We start from the raw sequence: 25,941 nt of genomic DNA on the forward strand, positions 1-25,941 counted from the left end.
GTATAACGACAACAGCTTTGCGTGTACGCAGCGGCTGCTGTATAGATTAACGTAAGTCAGATACGTAAATGTTCTTGTTAAACTGTTGTTTAATATCTTTCAGATCACGCAGAATAGAAGCATCGAACAACTGGTCGTTGGCTTCCAGTACGAAACCGCCAATCAGGTCAGCATTCACCGCTGCTTCCAGCTGGATCTGCTGCGTTGTTTCGCTGGCAATTTTCTGTTTGATCACATCCAGGGTGGCATTATCCAAAGCAACAGCGGTAGTGATTTTCACCGGGCTGATGTTTTTCAGTACCATGTACTGGCGGGTAAACTCAGTGGTCATTTCAGCCAGTGCGCTTTCACGGCCTTTGGTCACCAGCAGGTTGATAAAGGAAATGGTGGCAGCACTGATGCGGCCTTCAAATATGGCGGCCAGTATCTTCTGCTTTTTATCGGCCTTTATGATAGGGCTTTTAAGCAAACTCACCACATCGGGGTTGCTTTTCATCACCTGTTGTAAGAACAGCATGTCTGTATGCACCACTTCCAGCTGGTTCAGTTCCTGAGCCAGTCCTATCAATGATTTTGCATACCGGGATGCTAAACGGGGATTCTGCATATTAAAAAAGCTTTTAGCTTTTAGCGGTTAGCCTGTAGAGCTAATGGCTAATATCTTAGTTCAATTTGATTTCTCCTGCCAGTTGTTTCACGTAACCTTCCTGTGCTGTTTTATCAGCCAGTTCTCTTCTCAGCACTTTCTCTGCTACTTCAATCACGAGGTTACCTACCTGGTTTTTCACATCCGTTAACGCAGCCATTTTCTGGTTTTCGATAGCGGTGTAAGCTTCACTGATGATCTTCTTTGCTTCTGCCTGCGCTTGTGTTTTGGCTTCGCTGATGATCATATCTTTCGCGTCTTTAGCTTCTTTCAGGATCTTGCTTCTTTCAGCTTTAGCTTCCGCCAGCACATGTTCATGTTCAGCTTTCATCTGGGCCATTTCTTCCTTTACTCTTTCTGCAGTAGCGATAGATTCAGTGATGGAACCTTCCCTTTCCTTCAGGGTAGCGAGGATGGGAGTCCATGCGAATTTTTTCAGAATCAGGAAAACGACGATGAAAATGAATAATGAAATAAGAAACAAGCCTAACGCGGGTTGCAACAGATCCATATAATTAGAATTTTATTATTTTTTTGATGTTGATATTTTCTGATTTCAGGTAGTTTGATGATTTGTCTGTAACAAAAGATTACTGCATCCATTGCCCTGTGCGCCGGATGCAGTAAAAAGTTTGGCTTACAGAACTACCGCCAACAGACCAGCGATTACACCGAAGAGAGCAACACCCTCAACCAGCGCAGCAGCCAGGATCATGTTCGCACGGATGTCGTTAGCAGCTTCTGGTTGACGAGCGATAGACTCCAGAGCGCTCTTACCGATGTTACCAACACCAATACCAGCAGCGATAGCCGCGATACCAGCACCAACAGCACCACCAGCTTTAGCCAGACCAGATGCAGCAGCAGCCTGCAATAAAATAGACAAAAGTGCCATAATGAATATGTATTTGAATTATAAAAAATTTCGATTTAATAAAGCGGTTGGTATTTAACTTTTTGGCAAAGGCTAAAAGCTAATTCCTGTATGCTTAGTGGTGTGCCTCATCGTGTGCACCTTCCATTGCCTGGCCAATAAATACAGCTGTCAGGTTAGCAAAGATGAACGCCTGGATAAATGCTACCAGCAATTCCAGCATCATCATTACAATGTTGAACAGAACAGTGATAGGCAGGAAGCCATAACCGGCTGCCTTATTTAAAGATCCGAAGATGAACACCAGGGATATAATACTCAGGATGATAATGTGACCTGCCAGGATATTGGCAAATAACCTGATCATCAGTGAAACCGGCTTGGTAAATACACCGATCAGCTCTACCGGCGCCAGGATAAACTTAACGCCAAACGGAACCGGAGGATTGAAAATGTGACCCCAGAAATGTTTGTTGGTGCTGAACATAGTGGCAATAAAGCTGATGATAGCCAGTGCCGCCGTTACCGCCAGGTTACCTGTTACGTTGGCAGAACCAGGCAACAGACCCAACAGGTTGTTTATCAAAATGAAAAAGAATATCGTCAGGATAAAAGGCGTATACCTTTCTGCATGCTTACCGGGAATATTAGGCTTTACCACTTCATCGCGCATGAAAATGATCACCGGCTCCATCAGGCTCTGGAAACCTTTAGGGGCTTTCTTGGAACCACGTACCCTGTAAGCCTTCGCTACATTCAGCATCAGGATTACCAGCAATACCGCGGCAATGATCATGGAAGTGATATTCTTGGTCATGGAGAAATCATAGATCGGCTCGTCGGTTGGATTGCCATTGGCATCCACTGCGATCACCTTGCCATCCATGTATTTGGCCGGATCCAGCCCTTTCTCATGCAGGTAGTGCGCGTTTACCAGCTGGTAACCATCATACGCCGCATGACCATGCTCAAATTTAGAAGACGAAAATACGGACGTGCCGCGTGCAGGATTGTAAATGATCACCGGTAACGGAACAGTTACGTGTTTTTCACCAATGCTGAACAGGTGCCAGTCGTGGGCATCCTTTACGTGTCCCAGAATTACTTCCTTAGCATCAAATTTTTTAGGCTCACCTTCTTCTCCCCCCTTACCTTCTTCTCCTTCATGAGGGGCAGTTGCTGCCGTTTCATGGTGGGAAACTTCCTGTGCAAAGGAAAAATTACTAAAACTGTGCAGGCCTAAAACCAACACAAGTGCTACCATTCTATGTTTGAACCAATTGAAAGAAATCACCGTTTTCTGAAATTTTGCGCAAAGATACTCGTTTTTATCTTCAAAATTAAGCGACTACGGAAAAAAAGTAAGATATATCGTAATTATACTGATAACCAGCTTCTTGTAACTAAAAAATGACTGTTTTTTTTCCATAAAAAAAGGCTGTTGAAATCAACAGCCCGTTAAAGTATTTCATATTAATATTTTCTTAATTCATTTTCCTATACCTTACTCACGTTAAACTGCATACTATGCAGCTTGAAGTAAAACCCTTCCTGCTTCAGCAACTCCTCGTGGGTACCCATCTCCTTAATTTCCCCCTTATCCAGCACGATAATTTTATCTGCCTTACTGATGGTGGAAAGACGGTGCGCAATAATAATAGCGGTACGGTCGGCAATCAGCTTGTCAATCGCCTGCTGGATCATCATTTCCGACTCGGTATCCACAGATGACGTAGCCTCATCCAGCACCAGGATGGCCGGATCGTACAGCAACGCCCGCACAAAGGAGATCAGCTGACGCTGCCCCAGGGAAAGGGTGCTGCCCCGCTCCATCACCTGGTAGTCGTACCCGCCAGGCAGCTGCATGATAAAATCATGGATCCCTATCAGCCGGGAAGCCTCTTCCACCTTCGCCCTGCTGATATTGCTGTTGTGCAACGTAATGTTATCATAAATAGACCCGGCAAACAGGAACACGTCCTGCAACACCACCCCTATTTTGCTGCGTAACGATTCCAGCGAGTAAGCCGGCAGCTCAATATCATCGATCTTAATACTCCCTTTCTGAATTTCATATAACCTGTTCAGGATACTGATGATGGTAGTTTTACCGGAACCGGTATGCCCCACAATCGCCACCGTATCACCCGGATTTGCATGAAAGCTGATGTTTTTCAGCACATAACGATCATCTATATACGCAAAACTTACATTATCAAAGGTGATAGCGCCTTTCATCTTCTCAGCGCTCTGATGCCCCCTGTCCGGGATATAGTCCTGGTTGTCCAGTACTTTAAATACCCGTTCGCTGGCCACCATACCCATCTGCAGCGTATTGAACTTATCCGCCAGCATCCGCAGCGGGCGGAACAGCATATTGAGGTACATGATAAACGCGATCATCACCCCCTGGGTTACTTCGTAATTCAGCACCTTGTTGGCGCCCCACCATACCATTAATCCCAGGGAAATAGCCAGGATAATTTCCACTACCGGGAAGAAAACGGAATAAGCAAAAATGGCGTCAATATTCGCTTTGCGATGCTCCCTGTTAATATGTTTGAAACGGGCAAACTCCCTTTTCTCCGCCGTAAACGCCTGCACCACTACCATCCCCGTGAGATGCTCCTGCACAAAGGCGTTGAGCGCCGACACCGCATTACGGACCCTGTAAAAGGATTTATTCACACTTTCTTTAAAGATATAGGTAGCAAAGATCAGTATCGGGAAGGGCGACAGGCTAATGAGCGTCAGGCGCCAGTCTTCCATAAACATCACTCCCAATATGGCAATGATCATCAGCAGATCTGCCACAATAGAAATAATCCCTTCGGAAAACACATCATTGATCGCCTCAATATCATTGATCGTTCTTGTAGTGAGCGTGCCAATAGGGGTTTTATCAAAAAATGCCAGGTTCAGGTGTACAATCTTTTTATACACCGTTACGCGCAGGTCTTTCACCACAGATTGTCCCAGCCAGTTGGTGAGGTAGGAAAAATAGAACCGGACCACTGTCTCCAGCAATAACAACCCTATCTGTACAACAGTAACCAGGATCAGCATCTGCATCAGCTGACCGGCTATATATTTATCAACCGTTACCTGGATCAGGTAAGGGCGTAACGGGGAAATAGCGGCCAGTACAACCGTTAATATCATGGAGATGTAGAAGGATCGTTTGTAAGGGGCCGCGAATGAGAATATGCGCCGTAATAAACTGAAATCAAATACTTTCTTTACCGCAAGATTTTCCAATGTGCCAGGTTTAAACTACTCAACAAACGTACGATAAAAAATAATTACGCCGGAGGGTTTACAGGCCACCCGGGATATACAAAAAAGAAAGGCGCAGGAATCCTGCGCCTTTCTGTAATATGCTGATAAAATACGTTACTTCTTTTCGTCTTTCATAATTTGCTTGTAAGCTTTAATGAATATGGCGCCGAGGTTTTTATGAGGCGGTACATAATCACTGAAAAGGTCCTTGTTACGGGCATCTCCTGCAAATTTCTTCGTGAGCTGCGCCCACATGATCACCCAGTCTACATTTTTACCGGAACGTACCTGGTCTTCCAGGCTGTGAATGATCGGTTCATTTACAAAACGGGTACCTACCTGTTTGGAAGAAATGATATGCGCTTCCGGTGATTTCTCCAATACGGTAGCCAGGTTATGATAACCGCCACAGGAGCCCAGCACTACGATCTTAGCGGAGCTCTGGAGATTTTCCAGTGTGGTATTGATATGATAACTGTGGCCACGGTGAATGAAAATGGTAGGATGGATATCGTTTTCATCCAGGTATTCAGACAGTTTGGAAATCGCCTCTTTATCCGCAGGTTCTTCTGTGGGCAGGTTTGCATAAATGGTAGTGGCTTTTCCTTTCAGCGAAGTGATGGTAGCCCAGTATTTATTTTTGCTCACTCTCCAGTCGGACGAAGGGAAATTGGTCATGAAGCTGGCGAAAGATTCCTGTCCGTCTTTATCTCCATAAAAAAATACCTGCTGGTATACCCGGCCACTGTCGCTTTCCAGCGTATTATAGGTGACATAATTGATTGGCGGCAGCTGGAGCTTGGCAGCCATATCGGTGGCTTTGGAAGAATCGTTTTCTGATTTTGATTCGGTTTCAAACAGGCTGCTGAGCAGTTGATAGATAACCGTACCGCGTTTATCACTATGTTTTTTTACGTAGTTCAGGTTCTTCTTCACTTCCACACGGAGGAATTCCAGCAGTTTCTCGTCGCGGATACTGCCAAAGGAATTGGCTACGTCCACCGCATCTTCCAGGTCTTCGGTTTTTTCCAGGTTCTGCACATATTTCTGCATGAGATAGTTGGAATTTTCCGGGGCCATAGATTTCAGGAAGTGATCCAGGGTATTGAAGCCGGCAGCCATTGCGATGAACTTTTTGAAGCGGTCGAAATTCACCACCATCAGTAAGCTGTCGCCACGCGGAGGTTTCATGCGAAGAATCATCTGGTCGTATAAACCGGCGTTGCTGTGATTGGTATAGCTGGAGGTATACAGTTCTTCCTGGCCGTTGATGATCAGGTAGTAGAGTTCTTCCGGCGTAAAGTTTTTAACGATGGCGAACCTCACCGGGGCTGGTTCTTCATGCAGGTCGTTTACCGAGCGGATATACAGCAGCGATTTTGCCTGCATGTTTTCCATCATGGCTTTCAGGCCGAATGGATTTTGCCCGTCGGCTTTCAGTTTCTGCAACGCGATGGTGGACTTCACCATTTGTTTGAAGTACTGGTAGTCGTTGTCTACAATGGCTTCCAGTTTATCAACAGTGGTGGTGCCGGCCAGGAGTTCATCTATAAAAGGTAATATCTTGGTGCTTTGGGGCGACTGTCCGATGCGTACAATCTGTTGTACAATAGGATCCTGGTTACGCTTGATGGCATTGGCCATTGGCGTGTAGGAGGTAGCGTAGGTAAGTACCTGGTTGGGGTATTTACGGGCTACAGCGGCCACAATGGAATCGGTGCCCGGATAGTTGAGATAATCTCCCAGTTTGGGCATTACGGTTTCAAGGTTGCTGAAAGCATATTTTGTGAATACCTGTCCCCTGGCTTCTTTGTAGCCGGGGTTATCCCGGAAGGATTCGATGATCCTTTCGGAGGCGTCGTAAGAAAGGTTATTGATATAGGGCAGAATGCTTTGTCCTTTGATATCCGCATGCATCATATTGCGGAAGGCGGCTATCATAGCGGGCGCTTCTTCCGGGTCGATGTTACGGCGCGAACGTTTCTGATTATAATCTTTCAGCGTTACATAGATGGCAGAAAGGTACTTTACTTTCAGCCGGTGATCCAGTGAATCGTTGTCTTCTATCTCCTGCTGCATGTCGTCTACCTCCTTGATCAGGGCGTTGGTTACCTGCAGGTTGATAGTCTGGTCATCAGATACTTTTACGAGGTCATCTGCTTTGCCATCAAATTTGGCGGCAGCGGCCTGTTCTTTATCGATGTTGTCATGAAATCCCTGTCTGCTGATTGGAATCGGATGGTGGCTGCTTTGTGCCTGCATTTGGCTGACCGCCAGGACCGTCAGCGTCATTATTAATAAAAATCTTCTCATACTAAAGTGATCTTTTCGCAAGGACCAGATAGCAAATTTACAACCAAATACAGAGTTTGCCAGCACTTCGTTGCTATCTTTTGTTTTTTAGCGGGAAATATATTTTAATTATTCTATCTATAACTAGAACTGTCGTTTGCAGCCTGTGACCGGTTCAAAATAACCGTGAAAAAGAAGGTGGTTATTCAGTATGATCATAATCACCGCCCTATGAATGTTGAATAATTGGCATATTGATACAGCATTGTTATTTGGCGTACCTTGCCTTGGAACGCGGAAAACCAGTCTGATATTGAATTAACAATTTCATAATGTTAATTTTCCATTAATCACGGAGATGGCTTTATAATTTTGTCCCGTCTTTTTAAAAGCAAAATTTATGATAGACCAAGCGGTTGCAGGAAAAATTCTGGTAGTAGATGACGAATTGGATATTCTGGAAATTATCAGTTACAATCTCAAAACAGCGGGTTACGATACCGTAACAGCGAAAGACGGCAGCGAGGCTATCCAGAAAGCAAAAATATTCAGACCGGATCTGATTATGCTGGATATCATGATGCCGAACAAGAACGGGATCGATACCTGCCGCGAAATCAGGAAGATCCCTGAGTTCAAAGACACGATGGTATTGTTTTTAACTGCGCTCAATGATGAAAAATCTGAAGTAGACGGGCTGAACATGGGAGCGGATGACTACATCGCCAAACCCATTAAACCCAAATTGCTGGTAAGCCGCATCAACGCGCTCTTCCGCCGTTTGCACAAACCAGAGGAAACCCGTGTAACACTGGGCGACCTGATCATCGACCGGGAGAAATTCACGGTGACGTACAAAGGACAGGAAATCATCCTGGCGAAAAAAGAATTTGAACTGCTGCAGTTACTGGCTTCCAAACCCGGCCGTGTATTCCTACGCAACGAAATCCTTAACCAGGTATGGGGTACTGAAGTGATTGTGGGCGACCGCACCATCGATGTACATATCCGTAAAATACGCCAGAAAATAGGGATCGACCTGATCACTACTGTAAAAGGCGTTGGCTATAAATTTGAAATGTAGCCACCAGCCCCGTTAGCCTTTGGCTGTTGGCAGTACAGTGCCGGCAGCCTGTTCAAATCCCACCAAAACATCGTTCTCCGGCAGGTAAATGCCGGCGGTCAAAAGCTATTACTGTTGTCAAGTAAAAAATTTAAAGTAATTTCCCATTATTACCTTAATTACTCACTTTGGAGTATGTTTAAAGCAAAAAACCTGTCCCCTCAGAAGTTAGCGGGATTTACAGCCCTGGTGATATCAGCCGTTATTGCACTGGGCAGCCTGGTGATAGATGGCAACTGGAAAGTAGTAGTGGGGGCCTTTGTGCTGACTTTCCTGGTATCATATTACCTGTACCTTTATACCCTGCAGAATTTTATTTACAGGAAGATAAAGCTGATCTATAAGTTCATTTACCAAACGAAAGCGTCCAAGAGAGAAGAGTTTTTCCAAAAGAATATTCTTCCCCTGAAAACTATTGAAGAAGTAAGTGAAGATGTGGAAAAATGGGCCAGCCAGAAAAAGGAAGAACTGGACAACCTGCGCCGGAACGAAGAGTTCCGTAAAGAGTTCCTGCTGAACCTTTCCCACGAGCTGAAAACGCCCATTTTTGCCGTTCAGGGCTATATTCACACCCTCCTGGATGGCGCGCTGGAAGATCCCAACGTAAATAAGCTGTTCCTGAAAAACGCCACCAAAAACATCGACCGCCTTTGCCGGCTGATCGATGACCTGGATGAAATATCCAAACTGGAAAGCGGCGAAATGACGGTTAATGCCGAAGTATTCGTAATCCAGGACCTGATCAAAGATGTGTTTGATACCCTGTCGCTGAAAGCCAATACCAAAGGCATTAAGTTCAGCATCAAGAAAGGTTGCGAAGCACCGCAGCCGGTATACGCCGATAAAGAAAAGATCCGCCAGGTACTCATTAACCTGGTAGATAACTCCATCAAATACGGCAAACCGGACGGGCATACCATTGCCAGCGTTTACAGCATGGATGGAAAAAGAGTGCTGATCGAAATTTCCGACGATGGTATCGGCATGGCAGAAGAACACCTGCCGCGTGTATTTGAGCGGTTTTACCGTACCGACAGGGCGCGCAGCCGCGATATTGGCGGTACCGGCCTCGGACTCGCTATCGTAAAACACATTGTGGAAGCCCACGACCAGTCCATTACCGTGCGCAGCAAGCCCGAAATAGGCAGTACGTTTGGGTTTACGATGGAATCCGGAAGAGAATAAAGTAATCAGAAACGATACTGCATCCTGCAGGTAAGCACATTATCTTTCAGGTCGTCCTTGTAACCATCCAGTTCAGTGCTTTCGTTGGTTACCCAGTCGTAATACACCATGAACTTCAGGTGTTCGTTTGCATAATACAGGTAGCCAATACCCACGGTGTTATAGCGTATATCCGCGGGGGTGAGTCCTGCGCCCGGTGCGCCGATGTCTTTCCCTTTCACTTTTGTATTGGGGTCGTACCAGTCGTATTTCAGTACAGCCTGGTGTTTTATGCTACCCAGGTTTTGAATATAATAGAGATAAGCCCCGTCGAAATTGCGGATGTAGAGGGGTTGCAGCCTTCCGTCGGCCTCCACCGGTATAACGCCCGGCGTTTCGGTAGTTAAGGCAGTAGCTGTTTGCCGGCCGCGGAGATACTCTGCCCTAAACTGGGTAAACCCCTTCCCTTCTCCGTTGGAGATCTTCCATTGCACATCTGCGCCGTAATAATGCCGGGGCGCAATTTTCCCAACATTGGATACCGAGGAATCTATCATAAAAGCAGGCTTGCCGCCGGTGGTCCCCATCGTGCGAATCTGCTTTGTAAACTGCTGCATACCGCCGTACAACACGGAAACCCCACCGGATAACTGGCTTTTTGTACCCTTTATTTTCCGTGGCTTTATGGCGATGCGGCCTATAAAATCTTTATGGCTGTCGAAGTCGGTAGTGGCCGTGAGTCCCTGCCCGTTGAAAGCCCCCACATCTATTTTGAGGAAACGCAGGGGATGATCCTTACGGCGGGGTTCAAAAGATACCATTGCCCCGAGGTCACGCTCTGTCCGCATCAGGATCTGTGACATCCGCCCGCGCTCGGGGGTTTCACGGTCTGCCGACGACAGGTTTACCTCATAACCAAAAGGACGGGCAAACATCCCTCCCACCAGTGAGAACAAATTGAATTTCGTCTCAAAAAAACGACCATAGAAATCGCGGATATTTACACCTCTTTCTGTTCCGTCGAACTGAAAAGCAAACTGCACTACCGGCATATCCTGTTTGTTGTAGCGCTCATAATCCACCCGAATACGTCCCCGTCGCAGGGTAAAGCGATTATCCGAGGCTGCCGGAAAATTTCCCCCCGCGTAGCTCTGGGCACCTCTCGACTGCGCCATCTGGAATTGGGGCTGGATATAGCCGCTAAAACGCAGCGCATCGTACTTCATATACATGGATATCATCCCCTTTCCCATTTCAGTGGTAGTGTCTATCATATCCATGAGGAATTGCGCACGGGCAGTTCCCGTGAAACATAACATCAAAATAACGATCGGAAAAATTCTGGCAGTGCGCATCAGGTTCTGAAATTATTGCGCAAAAGTATAGAATTAGCCTTTATTTAACCCAGTTGTTTAACACCGGAGGGATTAAATCGTTAATCGCTCGTTAATCCGGTCCTGTTCCGGCCCGCTCCTCTGTTGCCGGCAGACTTTCCCTTAAATTCGGCATACTCCAAAATATGCCTCCATGAAAACATCAACATTTAACCATTGGGAGAAGAAAATCCAACAGGCCATTGCGCTATCTCATGACGATCCGCAGGGCGATCGCGGACTGAAGGAAGTAGCGGCGCTGATCAGCGAATCTGTTGACAACTTCTCGCACAAGTTTGCGGAAATGTATGGGATGTCGTACATCCATTTCACCAAAATAAGGCGGCTGGAAGCAGGCGCAGGATACCTGCGGCACAGCGATTACAGTGTGGGAACAATCAGTGAATTGTGCGGGTATACGCAATCCAGTTTCAACAAGGCATTCCGGGAATTCTTTCACGAAGCCCCCATCAGCTTCCGCAACAGGCTTTACCTGGTAAACGAAAAGAATACACTGGCACGCACCAAAATTGCTTCTAATCCACATGACGACCCGCAACACGTTATTTTCACCCCGGACCGGACCGAAGATATAAAGCTGCAGGATTACATGTTGTATTATAACATCCTTCCACGGAACAGTGATCCTGTGAGAACAATGGTAGACTACCTGGGCAATTACCAGAAGCAGCTGTATGCTATTAAAACGTCGCTCGAACTGCCTGGCGCCATGATTATCACCGGCACATTGGACATTGTACCTGTTACCGACTATTCAAGGATGCTGATGTATGTGGGGATTATGATTCCTATGCATAACGAGTACGACAAAGCGCACAACCAGGTGCGGAGCTCTTTCCAGGAACCATTCAGTCTTTTTACCAAACGTGTTCCGGCAGGCAACTACAAAAAGCTGCCTGTGCCCATGAACTTTGCAGCAGCAGGATTGCCCATGTATGAATTCATTAACAACAGCTGCCGGTCAGGATATTTCAAAATGAGCGGCAACCATTTCTTCATCTCGCTCACAGGCGAAAATGAATCTGAAATCTATATCCCGTGGCAAAAACGGTAAATCAGGTTAGAACTGGAAGTAAATCGGGATCATAGGTTGCGTGCTTTTTACCTGCACCAGCAACCAAATGAAAGCTACCATGATGGCTACGCTACCTGCTACCGGGATACGTCCCAGTATTTTCTCTACAGAAAATTCCACTTTTGAAGGCAGGAAATGTAATATGAAGCCAAGTATCATCACCCAGAATACAGCGGTGTAGCCGTTGTACAGCTCCAGCGCAATTTCTGGCTGGAAGTCATATACCACCTGGTGGATCAGCGACCACGCATCGTGGAAAGTAGATGCCTTGAAGAATACCCAGCAGAAACACACAAAGTGGAACGTGATAAGCACACCGAGGACCTTCAGGAAACTGGCTTTCCACCCGGTGATCACTGTTTTGCTTTTCTTCAGGTAGTCGATACGCACTTTGTCGAGCGCCAGTGCACCGCCGTGCATCGCTCCCCAGAAAATAAAGTTCCAGCTGGCGCCATGCCAGAAGCCACCAATCAGCATCGTCAGCGCCAGGTTAACATACTGGCGCACCTTGCCTTTGCGGTTACCGCCCAGCGGTATATACAGGTAATCCCTCAGCCAGCTGGACAGGGAAATATGCCAGCGGCGCCAGAACTCTGTAATGGAAGAACTCTGGTAAGGAGAATCGAAGTTAGGCGGAATTTTAAACCCGGTCCAACGGGCAATACCCAATGCCATATCAGAATAACCGGAGAAATCGCAATAAATCACCAACGCATAGCCATACACGCCCATCAAACATTCCAGGCCGGTATGCTTGCTGGGGTCATCAAAAATATATTGTACGAAGTTCTGATAAATGAAATCCGAGATCACAATCTTTTTGAACAATCCTCCCATGATCAGGTACATCCCCTTGCCAATATCCTCGGAGCTGAGACGGTAAGGCATCGAGATCTGCGGGATAAAATCTGCCGCACGCACAATAGGCCCCATCATCAGTTTCGGGAAGAAAGACAGGAAAAAAAGATAATCCATGAAATTATCTACCGGCTTAATTTCATCCCGGTAAACATCTATGGTATAGCTAAGATTTTCGAAAGTATAGAAGGAGATACCAATAGGCAGGATCAGCTTCAGCGTGGAAATATGCCCCGCTGTGATGTCGTTGATCATCCCTATAAAGAAGTTGGTGTATTTGAAATAAAACAGGAGCCCTATATTCAAAAAGATACTTAGTACCAGCAGGGATTTCTTCACTTTTTTGTCGGGGCTTTCATGGATCCATCTCGACAAATTAAAATCCACAATCGCGGAAAGTATCACCAGTCCTACGTAATAGCCGCAGGCTTTATAAAAGAAATAGAGGGAGAATACCGTATACACCCATACCCTGGCGGTTTTATTCCTGCTTACCAGCAGGTAACACATCAGGAATATCGCAAAATAATAAAAGAAGAACCCACTGTTAAAAAGGACCGGGTCTGACTCATGGTACGACAGTTCGTATAGCAGTTTATTAATGTCGATCATTGGAGGTTACTGGATTTTTCTTTGTTTGCTGTAGATAATGTGTATAAGAACGTTGCAGGGCTTCATATAATAATTGTCCCTGTAACTGATATCCTCTTGCATTAAAGTGAATATGGTCGGGCGCCCATGCTCCTGCAAATCTACCTTTCTGCGCTTTATTCACCGCATTAAAATTCCAGCAGGCAATGCCATGCTGCCGGGCATATCCCATGATTTGCTGCGTTACCATAGAGATATACGGATTGGGATAATACGCAGTATGGTATATCGTTTTGTATTTCTTTTTACCTACTTTTTTCCGGGTGGCTTTCCGCACCGCACGCATACAATCCGGTGGCGTGGTAAGCAGGATATTTACGGAAGGATCCTGTTCCCGGATGAGCGTTACCGTTTTATCTATTTCATCCCTGAAGGCCAGCGGGTCCATTCTGCCGCCATAGGCTTCATTGGTGCCCAGGGAAATGATGACCAGTTTGGGTTTCAGCACGGCCATTTGTGCCAGCAGGATGTTGCTGATTTCATTGTAGTGTTGAAACATGGCGCCGTTGATGCCTACGCTGTGGTACAGCACCCCGTTGCGGCTGTTTTCCATAATGGCGCCGTAGAACCTGAAAGGACCGCTGCCGGTGCCTTCCCATCTTGCCTGGAAAGACTGCGACGTTTGTAAAAAATCGAGGGTTGCTTTGCTCAGGGTGGAAGAACCGGGAAAAGGTGCAGGCGTTACCGTTACAGTAGCATCCGGCACTACTAATGTGTTGTTGGTATTTCCGGCGTCATACAGCAGTGTTACTTTACGGAAGCTATTATCCATAGCACCATCTGTTTTACCGGCGAAAGACAAAGTAGGTGCATCATTCTGGGAAATGATGGCAATCGCGCCGGGCCCCAGTACATCAGACTTATTACGATCTACTACTCTTTCCGATGCCCATCTTACGGTGCTGTTCCACTTAAAATCTTCCGGGCCGTTGGTACCGGCCAGGTTGTAGGGGAAAACAAATCCCCTGCCTGCATAACCAAACTGGTTCTGCAACATAGAAGCAACCGTTAGTGGGAAATAGCCTGCCTGCACATGGGAGTCGCCCAGGTGCAGGATGGATATTACATTACTATCTGCTTCATAGAGCGAGGAAAAAACACGATACAAGGCAGTGTCCTGCTGGATAGCGCCGGCATCTGCCGATTGTTGTGCATAAGTTGTAAATCCGCTGAGTATCAGTAAAAGCACTGCCACCCATTTCGCGCTAAGGTTGTTGTGCCTGACTGTATTCATTCATAATAGCTTTGTAAAGCAGCGATCCCACTTTGGCTGCTCCCGTTCTGTTAAAGTGTGTATAGTCCTTGTTGGCCATCACAGTGTCTCCCTCTACCCACTTTACCATAGCGCCTTCTCCGCCCATAGCGGCGAAAAGGTTCCAGTAAGCTGTACCGTGGCTGGCGGCCAGGTTGTGCTGAACTTTCAGCAATGCTTCCACACCGGGTGCAGTTATATATTTGTCGGCTTTTCTGTAAGATTTATCGGCAGTACCAATGATCAGGAATGAAGTCGCCGGCAGATCCTGGCGAAGTGAGTCCATTACCTTCTTCATCGGGCGTTCATACCAGCTGTAGTCGGTGAGTTCCGGACGGAACAGCACATTGGCGCCGTAATGCATTACCACCAGGTCGTAAGGCCGTTCCTGCTGCATGCGACGGATCATATTGGCAGACAAGCGGCCCAGTTCCACGCCGCTGATACCTCTGAACGAATAGTTATCTACATACACACCATCCCCGTTTTCAAAGCAAACACCATAAAAAGGCATGGCGCTGCCGGCATTGCGGAGCGTTACAGACGTAGCGCCGGTATCCTGCTGCAGATCCAGCCTGTTCACCGGTTCAGTGCCTGAAAGCGTATAGGCTTTATCGTTAATAGTAATGGTGCCGGCTTCAGCAGGACCGTACAATACAGACACTTCGCTGAATTTATCAAGCAATGGCTTTTTCACAGGAGAATACTTCACCCAGCTGTTTCCGCCGGGATAAAAAGTATGTCCGGATAAACCCAGGGTGACATTAGATGGTGGTGAATTCTTATAGTGATAATCTTTCCAGTCGGTGGAAAAAGTATGCGTGATAGTAGTTCTGAAAGAGGCTACCACAGAGGTTACAGGAACAAATCCCACGCCTCCGCCACCGAAGTAATGCTGTAGGCTGTCGCGCAGATCGCCGGTGATCAGGTCGCCTTCAATCATGGAGTCGCCGAAATATGCAATTCTTACTTTGCGGCGCTTACCGGCTTTCAGTTCTTTGAGGGCGGTGAGGAATTGTTTCATCCCAACAATGGAATCGCCGGGCACCGGGGAAGCATATTCCATAATGCCGGTATACGACATGAAGTCGTGGGTATGATCCGGGTTAGGCACATTTGGATTAGCATGGGTGCTATCTAAACCAGAAAGCTTACTGCTGTCGTTGCCGGCTGCAGTAAGCTTTTGATCGTCCGGGGAAGTGGAATTTGTTCTCAGGTCTGATAACATATCCAGCCTCCGGAATTGAAAGTCTTTGTATGAAAAAGTGTAATTGAGCTGTGAAAGCCCTACTACACAAACTAAAGTTCCTAAAATAATATAAAACGGATAGGCAGACTTATTTTTGCCGGACATAGTTTATGATCTGTTGCACATCACTGATCGCCTGCTGCCGGCATGCCTACGGTTAACCATTTTTCTGATTCCGTTGCCACGCTATCCATACTTGCGTCCAGCTTATACAATTTATAGCGGTTAATAATATTTGTCACTCGTTTGATCCATTCATGGCCGGCAGATGAATAACCGCTATGGTTCATTTTTTTGAGCCACAGCGTAAATTCGGGGTTTCCCTTCATTTCGCCGAACCATTTCTTACGCGCCAGTACTTCCACAAAATGCTCATAGGAAGCCATGTCTGACACATATTGCTTGTACACTGACCGGGCTCCTGGCTTTGCCTTGGAAATGTTATTTTTCCCTACAATCCCGAAGTGGTTGTGCAGCACCTTTGCATTTCTACTTGTTCCGGTGCCTGATTCCAGCATAGCTATCCCCAGGATAACACTTGCCGGAATACCAGTTTCCTGCATCAATTCTACAGAAACCGGTTTAAATTTCTTTAAATAACTGTTTGTGGATTGTTGTGCAAACCCAACATTGCTGAGCATTAGCAATAATAACACCGCACATAACCATACTGTCCTCTTAAAGAATGTTGAAATTCTCATGGTAGTATTTTTTGATACAGGTGATAGTTCCTTCTTTGTTTTCAGCATCATTTCTTACCTCACATATCAACGATGATCACACCGCAATATTACTTTAAAAATTTAAACAATACGTTCTCCTCTTTTTCTTATCTAACCCGTTAATCTCTTGTTAAAAAAAATTGTACCTCTTATTTGTGCTAATCCCCTTTGATGCGGCACCTTGCCATATCAAAGGGGATTTTAGCGACAAAAGCATTCTCTTTTGCAAAGACCATGCCGGCAATAGCAGCTTCTGCCATTCAACTGGTGGCAGCCGTACTGAACTATTGCTTTACCAGACTGATCTTCAATTCGTTAAGCTGTACCTGGTCTATTGCAGCGGGTGCATCCAGCATTACATCGCGTCCGGAATTATTTTTCGGGAAAGCGATAAAGTCGCGGATACTTTCACTGCCACCCAACAGCGAGCACAGGCGGTCAAATCCAAAGGCAATGCCTCCGTGTGGCGGTGCACCATATTCAAATGCGCCTAACAGGAAGCCAAATTTATGTTCTGCCTCTTCCTTGCTCATTCCCAGGGCTGCAAACATTTTCTGCTGCAGGTCGCGCTGGAAAATACGGATAGAACCACCCCCTACTTCTGTGCCGTTTAAAACTATATCGTAGGCGTTAGCCTTAATTTTAGCGTATTGTGAAGGATCATCCATCAGAGCAATCTGCTCTGGCTTTGGTGACGTAAACGGATGGTGACGGGCCACCCAGCGGTTTTCCTCTTCGGCGTATTCAAATAACGGAAAGTCTATAACCCACAACGGTTTAAAGTCGTTTTTGTTGCGTAAACCGAGGCGTTCACCCATTTCCAGGCGGAGTTCGCTGGCAGCTTTACGGGTACGCTCTTCCTTGCCAGCCAGCACCAGGATGAGATCTCCGGGTTGCGCCTGACATTTTTGCGCCCATAACTTCAACTGTTCTTCGTCAAAAAACTTATCCACAGAACTCTTCAGTGTACCATCTGCGTTATACCTGACATAGATGAGCCCGCTCATGCCTATCTGCGGACGTTTTACCCAGTCGGTCAGTTCATCCAGCTGCTTGCGGGTGTATTCAGCACAACCTTTGGCTGCAATAGCCACTACCAGTTCTGCATCATCAAATACTTTAAAGCCTTTATTCTTTGCGGTATCGTTCAGGTTTACCAGCTTCATTTCAAAGCGGATATCCGGTTTGTCGTTACCATAATACTCCATCGCATCGTCGAAGGTCATCCGTGGGAAAGCGTCCGGGAATTCGATTCCTTTTATTTCCCTGAAGATATGCTTCAACATATGCTCAAAGGTGCTCAGAATGTCTTCCTGGTCCACAAAGCTCATTTCACAGTCGATCTGTGTAAACTCCGGCTGGCGATCTGCACGCAGATCCTCATCCCTGAAGCATTTTACGATCTGGTAGTAACGGTCGTATCCACTCACCATCAGCAATTGCTTAAAGGTTTGTGGCGACTGTGGCAGTGCATAGAACTCGTTGGGGTTCATGCGGCTGGGCACTACGAAATCGCGGGCGCCTTCCGGGGTAGATTTGATCAGGAAAGGCGTTTCAATATCCATAAAACCAGCGGTGTGCAGGTAGTTACGTGCAGCACGTCCTACCTGGTAGCGCAGTTCCAGGTTTTGTCTTACAATATTACGGCGCAGATCAAGGAAGCGGTATTTCATCCGCAGCTCATCTCCTCCGTCGGTATCATCCTGCAAGGTAAACGGCGGTGTTTTAGCCGCATTGAGGATGGTAAAATCGCTCACTGTGATTTCGATATCACCAGTAGGGATGTTTTTATTTTTATTGGAACGCTCGGTTACAGTACCTTTTACCTGGATTACAAATTCACGGCCCAGCGGCTGTGCGTCCAGTTTTGCATTCAGGCTTTCGCCGAACAGCAATTGAGTAATACCATAACGGTCTCGCAGGTCAAAAAAATTGATGCTGCCAAACTTTCTTACTGTCTGTATCCATCCGGCCAAAGTTACTTCCTGGCCCACCTGTTCCATTCGTAATTCCCCGCAAGTGTGCGTCCTATACATGCGTAAATAGTTGATTTAGTTAGTTTTATGGTTGAATTACGGGACAAGTAATCATCAATTGGCGACCACTATCCAGTTGTTCACTTATACCCATAAGGGGGGCAAAGATACGGTTTGGATCGGGCATTTTGTGCCCGATGTATGTTAAAAATATCGCCTGAGGTCTATTTCCGGCATCAGTGGCGCATCAGCAACCAGCACATCCCTGAAGTGGGCCGCCATAAAAGGCGCCAGCGAGCAGCCTTTTGTTCCAAGCCCGTTAAATAGTCCTACAGACGGCAACGCCGGGTGAAAACCGGCTATCGGGCGACGGTCGTTTCCCGATGGCCGCACCGCCGACAACTGGTCCACTATTTCATAAGGCGCCTTTAACAGCTGTACGAGGCTCTTCTCCAACACTTCCCGCTGCTTTGCCGTTGGATGGTCATCTTCATAATCCCACACGAAAGAAGACCCTGCCCAGAACAATCCATTGTCCTGTGGCACCAGCGTAATCCCTTTCTTTATAATGTCCCCGGTTTCCAGCCCTGGTATCTTCACCAGCAATACTTCTCCTTTATTGGGCAAAAATTTTATCTCCTTAAAAAAAGGAAGCCCGGTAGTACCTACCCCATCGCAGAAAATAATTTTACTGGCGGTAATATCTTTATAGGTAACTCCTTCTTCCGAAATTTCCAGGCCGGCCACATCCAGGTGAATTTCCAGCAGCGCTTCCTGCGCCTGTAAATGCTGCCGGTAAGCCGGCAATAAGGTGCGGAGATTCACCGTAGCGCCATGTACAACGGCCGCGCCGTAAGGCTGATCCAGGAAGGCTTCATATTTCAATGCCGCCGGTAACTCCGTATATTCATTACCGGTAGTTTTATTCAGAAAGGCTTCCCGCATCTGCAGCGAAGGAAAAACTGTCCATAGCTCACGCTCCGTAAAAACCGGTACGTGCAGCAAATCCGACAACTCCCTGTAAGTAGTTTTTGCAAAAGGGTAAATAGTGTCATACATCCAGGCTGGCTCAAACCTCCGGCCAGATACGGGGTTAATGATCCCCGCAGCCACCCTGGAAGCGCTGTTGGGCTTGGCATCATCGATAACAATTACTTTTTTTCCTGCCTGTAACAGGAACCAGCTTAACATGGTTCCTGCAATTCCCTGCCCTATGATAAGGTAATCTGCTTTCCTCATATCCTCAAAAATAGCAATAAAAAAAGGGCTGATGGAGATGTCCATCAACCCTTCTGAAACTATATGGCAATAATTTACTCGGTTACTTTTACATTAAGACCGCTGCTATGTGCCGAAAACTCCGGCGCATACATACACTGGGCGGTGCTGATACCGTTGGAAAATTTACCCTGGTGGGTAACAAACAACGAGTATTCAAACACATAAGTTCCCTTGGGCAGATAACTGAAGAAGAAATCTGTGGAGGCATCCCGGGTGCTTTCATAGTAGCTTAATCCATCCTGCCATTTGCTGGCGCTGATTACATTGACAGGCTCAAAACAGGCCGCCCGCATGTCTTTCAGGTGGATGTACTCCATTTGCCTGTCGGCGCGTAACACGATCCGCACCTTCACCTTATCTCCTACTTTCAGCTCATTGCCATCGGTGATTTTGGTAAGCACCGGTCCTTTGTCGCTGTTCACTTCTTTGAACAGTTCTTTTTCCAGCACCAGTGGTGTGGCGGCGGCGGTAATTTTATCGAGGTCTTCAAAGTACTGCCAGTACACGGCGCCCCAGGAAGGTTGTCCTTTGCTGCCGCTTACCGTTACACTGATGTTGCCCATATCCGGCTTTACTGCTTTGGCGTCTATCCTTTCTTTAAAATAGCCGGTACCTGCTTCTGTGGCGGCGGGTTTCACGGTAGTATTTCCAAGTTGTATAGTTACTTCCGGAGAAGCGGCCAACCAGTTACTGCCGTGCAGCAGCATAGCATAGCAGGCATCTGCAGTAGATTTGGTGGTATGCCAGTTATTGGTTTGTTTGTTTTTCAGCAACCAGGTTTTCATATCCGCCACTGCATCGGCGTCTTTCCCTGCCACCTGGAAGGCTTCAATCAGCAATGCCTGTGTTTCAATAGGCGCCTGGTACCAGTTGTAACCACCGGTTACATCTTTCCAGTACATACCCATTTCTTTACTGTTCATAGCATTTTCCTTCAGCGATTTTAATATAGCCGCCGGCGTTACCTGGTCGTTCTTTTTAAACTGCGATAACGCAATCATGCCTTGTGCATAGCGGCTTTGCTTTGTCCAGTATTTCTGCTGTTGTGCGTAGTAGAAGTCAAACGACTTCTTCATAGCAGCTGGTATGGGTTTGTCGAAGAAGCTGCGGGCATACAGGTAGTGGATCTGTATCTGGTCGATCTGTTCTTCTTTCAGGTTAGCCTTTGCTTTGATTAACTTATAATAATCTGCATCAAGCTCTTTATCGAGATAGTCGATGGCCTTCAACGCCATGTCGGTAGCCAGCGGATCTTTTTCTGTTGTAAGCTGCTGCAAATGACCTAGGCCTGCAACAATGTATTGTGTGAGGAAGCGGTCTTTCCACATACCGGTAAACCAGGGGAAAGCGCCATCCGGCAATTGTTTCGCCGCCAGTTGATTTAAGGAAGATTTTTTTTCCTTTTGCATGCGTTGCAGATCAAAGAGCAGGGCGATATTCTTTTTCTGCTGTGTTTCATTTTTTGCTTCCAGCACCCACGGTGTTTGTTGCAGCAACACTGATTTCAGTTCTTCATTCTTTGCCAGGTTGCTTTGTAACGCAGCGGTATCAGTAATCTTCCATTTATCAAAAATGGCTTTTAAACCGGGTGTGGCGTTGGTAATATGTGTAGCCAATGCGTTGGCATAATAGCGGTTAAATACCTGCTCGGCGCATTCATATGGGAACTCCATCAGGTAAGGCAATGCCTGCACGGCATACCAGGCAGGGTTGCTGGTATACTCCACAGTAACGCCATGCTGTACAATTGTTTGGGAAGAATCGCTGTGCCGTAATTTACCGAAGGTAAAGTCATGTTTGCCATCTCCGCGAACCGGTAATGGGAGCGATTCTGTCACCAGCATCCGGTTGGTTAACACCGGCAATGCGTTTTCTTCTCCATCGCTGAAGTTTCCTGCCTGCGCGGTAACCCGGTATATGAGCGCACTCTGGAATCCGTGCGGGATCTGGATCGGGAAGGTTACCACGGTGCTTTGTCCTGCTTTGGCGGTAAAGTGTTGCAGCGGGAAAATGTTCTGGAACCACCCGTCCACCGGTTGCATGGTAGTGGCATCCAGCAGTTCCAGGTGTGCCTGGCCTATCAGCTGGGAGTCGGACAGGTTGCTCACTTTAGCCGTGAATTCCATTTTATCTCCTTCGCGTACAAACCGGGGTGTATTGGGCTGGATCATTAGCACTTTCTGCGTAACAATACTGGTGCTGGTATAACCGAAAGCGAGTTCTTTTGTATGTGCCAGGCCCTGGAAGTTCCATTTGGTAAGGGCTTCCGGAACAGTAAACTCAAAGGTGATATTGCCATCTTTATCCGTGCGGAGATCCGGGAAGAAGAAAGCAGTTTCCTGGAAGTTTTTACGGATAGAAGGAGCTGTAGGTTCCTCTCCGTGTGCCGGCTCTTTTTCTCCGGCAGTTTTGTTAGCGGGGGCTGTATCAGTAATTCTGTCGTCAGCCAGTGCTGCTGCCGGAGCGGGGGCCATTTCCTGCACTGCTATGCCACCTACCGCTGCAGAGGCCTTCATTCTTTTTGTGCCTGCAGCCCCCCTTATCAGGATCCGTTGTCTGCCGGCGCCATCCATCATGTTCCAGTCGAACAGGTTCAGCATTTCATAAGTCTTTTCCTCAGTAGGATGCGCTTTCCCCTCGTGGTCATACAGTCCTGTGGATACATCCATTTTGAAATTCTCCCTGCCGTTGAACCTCAGTATATTATTTACATAAGGATAGATAGCCGGCTGATACCATTTGTGTGGTATGAATTCATCCAGGGATGCATCATACATAGAGGCCAGCATCTCAGCGGCTGCTTTTTCATTCTTATAACCTGATATCTGTGCGGTCCACTTTTCCTTTTCTCCCGGTAATAATTTATCACGATGGGTGCCCAGCTTTATTTGCAGGTCTTTGTTGTCCCAGATGACCGTTACCGTTGGTTCAACAGTAAATACCCGGTTATCTTTTACAAACACATACGCCAGCGATATATTTCCGCGATCGTTTTCTGTTACAGGAAACTCCAGCTGCTTTACGCCGGAGAGTTCCAATGTGGAAAGTACTTCGGGCGCAACTACCGTTTTCTTTGTTTGAATCACGTGCACATTACCGGCAGAAGACCCCAGCAGGATAGTGGCCGTTTTACCCGGCGACACCACAGCAGAAGAAGGATACGACCATAAATATGCAGGCGCCGGTAATGTTTTCGGATGAACGTCTATCAACTCGAAAGTTGTTTTCTGCACCACCAATTCGTTGTTCTTGTCTTTCGCACTTACCTCCAGTTCATAAAATCCCGGGGCCAGCTTTTTGGTGTCCAGCACTACTTTTCCTTCCGGGTTACCGGCAATGGTTTGCCGGATCACTGCCGCCTGGCGGGGCCAGTTTTTACGGTCGTCTTCTGCCTTGTAAATATCTACCGGGAACGCCTGTACGTAACTGGCTTCGTCCATTACAAACTGATCCGGCGCTTCCCAATAACGGGGACGCAGCAGGCGCTTGTTGGGTGTGAGCGGTTTTATTTGTACGGTAAGGTTCGCAGGTTCAAAGGCGCCGTTCAGGTTGCGGGAATAGATCTTCAGCTCCTTAAAATCGTCTTGTTGCAGGCGGTCCGGCGCATTCACCACAATTTCCATCGACTGGTAGCCCACGCTGATGGATTGGTCACCGCTGCGGGTTTCGCCGTTAAGATCTGTTACATCTGCATGTACTACGTAGGTAAATACCGGTTTGGTGGCCGGGTCTACAGATTTGTCGCTGAGTGCGGGAAACTGTACACGGAAGGCGCCGTTGGCGTCGGTAGTTGTTTCTCCATGAACAATTTCACGGGAGGAACCATACGGCGCGGCTATCTTATAAAATAACCATGGGTAAGGATAACGTACCCGTCGCTCTACGCGGTAGGTTACTTTGGCGCCGTCGATATTGTTACCGGCAAAAGCCAGGGCTTTGGCATTGGCAGTAACGGTGTCTCCTATACGATAAGTGCTTTTTATGGTATCAAACTGCACATAGAATTTAGGGCGCTTGTATTCTTCTACCTGGAAAGCGAGGTATCCGTTGCCATCCTCATCTCTCAGGCTGTAACCTCCGTTCATGCGGCCTTCCGGCAATATAAATTTCCCGGAGTAGGCGCCGAATTCGTTGGTGGTTACTTTAATTGAATCTGCTTTATCACCATTGGCGTCGTACAACGACAAGGTGGTTTTGTAATTAGTGAGTATATCGCTACCGGTTTCATTGATGCGTTTCTTTAAAACAATCCCTTTAAAATAAATGGTTTGTCCGGGGCGGTAAATGCTCCTGTCGGCAAACAGGAAGGTTTGTGCCTTTGGTTCTCCCTCTCGTTCATAGTTGGTATAATAGTAACTGTGTGAGTCGATATACAACTCATCCTGTCCATTTTTCCAATGCAGCCGCAGGTTATTATTTTGCTTGAGTGGAGCAGACTTTACGCGGCCATCGTTACCGGTGGTAAGGTTTTCCACCAGTACCCATTCTTCTGTATTATTGTTATTCTTATTTCTCAGCAATTGCAGGTTGATGCCTGCCAAAGGCTTACCGGTGGTACGATGCAGGGCATAATACGTGTTGCCGTTTTCTATATAGCTTATATTGGATACCCAGGTCATTTGCATGGCCATAGGATTGTTTTTCAGGGCAAACTGCGGATCCGCGCTGGATAACAACATATAGTGGCCGGCAGGCAGGCCGTCTATTTTAATTTCTGCTTTATGGGTGATATAATCCTGCGGATCGGGCAGGGCCTGTTCCCATGATTTTATGGTGGAGCGCGACAACATCAGCTGCCAGTAGGTATTGGCCTGGTCGCGGTAGTTACTCTGTGCCTTGCGCAACAGCTTCAGGAAGGCTTCATCCACTTTAAAAACGCGCAGGTAGATCTTATTAAGATTCTTATATCTTACCAGGGTTCTGAATGGCAGCTCCGGAACATTCACGGTTTCTGTTGCCAGCTCCAGGAATTGCTCGCTGATCTGGTCCAGCATGTAAGCACAGGACACACCTCCGGTAGATTTAGGAGCCAGTGCTACTGCTTTTTCGCAAATGGCTTTCGCTTTCCTGATATTATCTCCTTTGTCGTCCTCAGCAGCCTCTCCTTTCTGCATGTAATAAGAAGCCTGCATTGCCATGACGGAAGTCACTTCTTTTTCACCGGCGTAGGCCAACACCATCTGGTCGAGCGCCTGGAGGTAAAGCACATCTTTATTTTCCGTTACTGCCACCTGGTTCATCCAGGCAACTCTTTCCACATCCACATCCAGCAACGCGGCTTTATTGCCGGCATGCAGGCGGATCAGTTCCTGCAGGATCAGCAGGGCCTGATATTGCAGGGAGGCACTGTCAGTGCTGGTGAAGTGATGCGCGGCAAAAGTAGCGGCAGGCGCAAAGGCGGCAGGGTCGTTAAGTTCAAACTGGTTGGTGGGATTGGTAATGGTAGCTTCTCCCGATTTAAAATAATCCAGGGCGCGGTGGGCCAGCAAATCGTACAGGGTTGGCCGTAGTTGCCGGGTATTCCCTTTAACGATAACGGGTTCAAAGGCCGTGAGGTTTGTTTTTTCCAGCATGTCCCGGTTGGACAGCGACGCCTGGTAGGCGGCAGTAATTTCCTGGTGCAGCCGGTCGGCCCCCCAGGTGCTTACATCCGTTCCTTCATCGCCGGCAATGGCGGTGCGGTTATAAAACCGGTACCGGTTATTCTGAAAATACCGGTACAGCATTTCGGCTTTGATGCTTTGGAGGATGGCCTTCTGTGCGCCGGTAGCAGCAGTGATTTCCCCGCCTATTTTCTGCATATTAAGCAGGGTGCTGCTATCGTTGATCTCCGCGTTGTACTTCATCTGGTAGATGAGCGCTTTGATCTGTTGTGCCGTAGCCTTGTCCTTTACAGCGTGGGCATAAATGTCATTGACTACTTCCAGGGCAGATTTAGGTAATCCTTTTTCTTCCAGCGTGGTAATTTTCTTCCAGGAGTTATCGTAGTTGAACTGGGCCATCATCTTGTTGCTGCTAAAGATTAAAACAATGAATATTCCAATGAATAAACGCATATAGGATCGTTATTTACAGTAAGTTACTTTTTTTACTGAGGATGCCGGT

17 protein-coding genes are annotated in these 25,941 nt (G+C 47.1%); 3 read left to right on the forward strand and 14 right to left on the reverse strand.

Translation table 11 applies throughout. The features are described 5' to 3' along the window. Positions 1 to 46: 46 nt before the first annotated feature. The 6 genes from atpH to V7S65_RS26195 all read right to left on the reverse strand — a co-directional run bounded on the left by atpH (position 47) and on the right by V7S65_RS26195 (position 7,112). The gene (gene atpH / locus V7S65_RS26170; protein ID WP_336389025.1) at positions 47 to 607 is read right to left on the reverse strand and encodes an ATP synthase F1 subunit delta; all 561 of its coding nucleotides are present in this window, start codon (positions 605 to 607) and stop codon (positions 47 to 49) included. Between the two features lie 55 nt (positions 608 to 662). Beyond that, positions 663 to 1,157: a F0F1 ATP synthase subunit B gene (atpF, locus tag V7S65_RS26175; protein WP_079471015.1), complete on the reverse strand. Its 495-nt coding sequence runs from the start codon at positions 1,155 to 1,157 to the stop codon at positions 663 to 665. Between the two features lie 126 nt (positions 1,158 to 1,283). Next, a complete protein-coding gene (gene atpE, locus V7S65_RS26180) occupies positions 1,284 to 1,541 on the reverse strand; it encodes an ATP synthase F0 subunit C (RefSeq protein ID WP_079471016.1) in 258 nt (85 codons plus the stop codon). A 94-nt stretch (positions 1,542 to 1,635) separates the two neighbouring features. Then, complete coding sequence (atpB, locus tag V7S65_RS26185; protein ID WP_235015958.1) at positions 1,636 to 2,784, reverse strand: F0F1 ATP synthase subunit A; 1,149 nt, start codon at positions 2,782 to 2,784, stop codon at positions 1,636 to 1,638. 233 nt (positions 2,785 to 3,017) lie between these two features. Then, positions 3,018 to 4,778 (reverse strand): ABC transporter ATP-binding protein, encoded by a 1,761-nt coding sequence (locus V7S65_RS26190; protein WP_336389024.1) that lies wholly within the window; start codon positions 4,776 to 4,778, stop codon positions 3,018 to 3,020. 135 nt (positions 4,779 to 4,913) lie between these two features. Continuing rightward, positions 4,914 to 7,112: a hypothetical protein gene (locus V7S65_RS26195; protein ID WP_336389023.1), complete on the reverse strand. Its 2,199-nt coding sequence runs from the start codon at positions 7,110 to 7,112 to the stop codon at positions 4,914 to 4,916. 379 nt (positions 7,113 to 7,491) lie between these two features. Here V7S65_RS26195 and V7S65_RS26200 point away from each other — a divergent pair, with 379 nt between their 5' ends. Beyond that, positions 7,492 to 8,175: a response regulator transcription factor gene (locus V7S65_RS26200; protein WP_079471020.1), complete on the forward strand. Its 684-nt coding sequence runs from the start codon at positions 7,492 to 7,494 to the stop codon at positions 8,173 to 8,175. 174 nt (positions 8,176 to 8,349) lie between these two features. After that, positions 8,350 to 9,399, forward strand: a complete 1,050-nt coding sequence (locus tag V7S65_RS26205) for a sensor histidine kinase (RefSeq protein ID WP_168771500.1) — start codon at positions 8,350 to 8,352, stop codon at positions 9,397 to 9,399. Between the two features lie 5 nt (positions 9,400 to 9,404). On the opposite strand, the gene V7S65_RS26210 is transcribed toward V7S65_RS26205, so the two are convergent. After that, positions 9,405 to 10,652, reverse strand: a complete 1,248-nt coding sequence (locus V7S65_RS26210; RefSeq protein WP_336389022.1) for a porin — start codon at positions 10,650 to 10,652, stop codon at positions 9,405 to 9,407. Positions 10,653 to 10,905: 253 nt separating this feature from the next. Between V7S65_RS26210 and V7S65_RS26215 the strand changes: the two genes are divergently transcribed. Continuing rightward, positions 10,906 to 11,826 (forward strand): helix-turn-helix transcriptional regulator, encoded by a 921-nt coding sequence (locus V7S65_RS26215; protein ID WP_079471022.1) that lies wholly within the window; start codon positions 10,906 to 10,908, stop codon positions 11,824 to 11,826. Positions 11,827 to 11,832: 6 nt separating this feature from the next. Here V7S65_RS26215 and V7S65_RS26220 read toward each other — a convergent pair whose 3' ends face one another. The 7 genes from V7S65_RS26220 to V7S65_RS26250 all read right to left on the reverse strand — a co-directional run bounded on the left by V7S65_RS26220 (position 11,833) and on the right by V7S65_RS26250 (position 25,892). Next, on the reverse strand, positions 11,833 to 13,317 hold the full coding sequence (locus V7S65_RS26220; protein WP_079471023.1) for an MBOAT family O-acyltransferase: 1,485 nt from the start codon (positions 13,315 to 13,317) through the stop codon (positions 11,833 to 11,835). Further along, complete coding sequence (locus V7S65_RS26225; RefSeq protein ID WP_111579921.1) at positions 13,304 to 14,590, reverse strand: GDSL-type esterase/lipase family protein; 1,287 nt, start codon at positions 14,588 to 14,590, stop codon at positions 13,304 to 13,306. The genes V7S65_RS26220 and V7S65_RS26225 overlap by 14 nt, the downstream gene beginning before the upstream one ends. Then, on the reverse strand, positions 14,562 to 15,836 hold the full coding sequence (locus V7S65_RS26230) for a hypothetical protein (RefSeq protein WP_336389021.1): 1,275 nt from the start codon (positions 15,834 to 15,836) through the stop codon (positions 14,562 to 14,564). The genes V7S65_RS26225 and V7S65_RS26230 overlap by 29 nt, the downstream gene beginning before the upstream one ends. 146 nt (positions 15,837 to 15,982) lie before the next feature. Next, a complete protein-coding gene (locus tag V7S65_RS26235; RefSeq protein ID WP_159454356.1) occupies positions 15,983 to 16,558 on the reverse strand; it encodes a glucosaminidase domain-containing protein in 576 nt (191 codons plus the stop codon). Positions 16,559 to 16,863: 305 nt separating this feature from the next. After that, entirely contained in the window at positions 16,864 to 18,615 is a 1,752-nt protein-coding gene (aspS, locus tag V7S65_RS26240) for an aspartate--tRNA ligase (RefSeq protein WP_079471027.1), read from the reverse strand. Positions 18,616 to 18,759: 144 nt separating this feature from the next. Beyond that, on the reverse strand, positions 18,760 to 19,794 hold the full coding sequence (locus tag V7S65_RS26245; RefSeq protein WP_336389020.1) for an NAD(P)/FAD-dependent oxidoreductase: 1,035 nt from the start codon (positions 19,792 to 19,794) through the stop codon (positions 18,760 to 18,762). Between the two features lie 74 nt (positions 19,795 to 19,868). Then, on the reverse strand, positions 19,869 to 25,892 hold the full coding sequence (locus V7S65_RS26250; protein ID WP_336389019.1) for an alpha-2-macroglobulin family protein: 6,024 nt from the start codon (positions 25,890 to 25,892) through the stop codon (positions 19,869 to 19,871). Positions 25,893 to 25,941: the final 49 nt, after the last annotated feature.

Source organism: Chitinophaga sp. CCNWYY40 (assembly GCF_037483205.1).
GTDB lineage: Bacteria > Bacteroidota > Bacteroidia > Chitinophagales > Chitinophagaceae > Chitinophaga > Chitinophaga ginsengisegetis.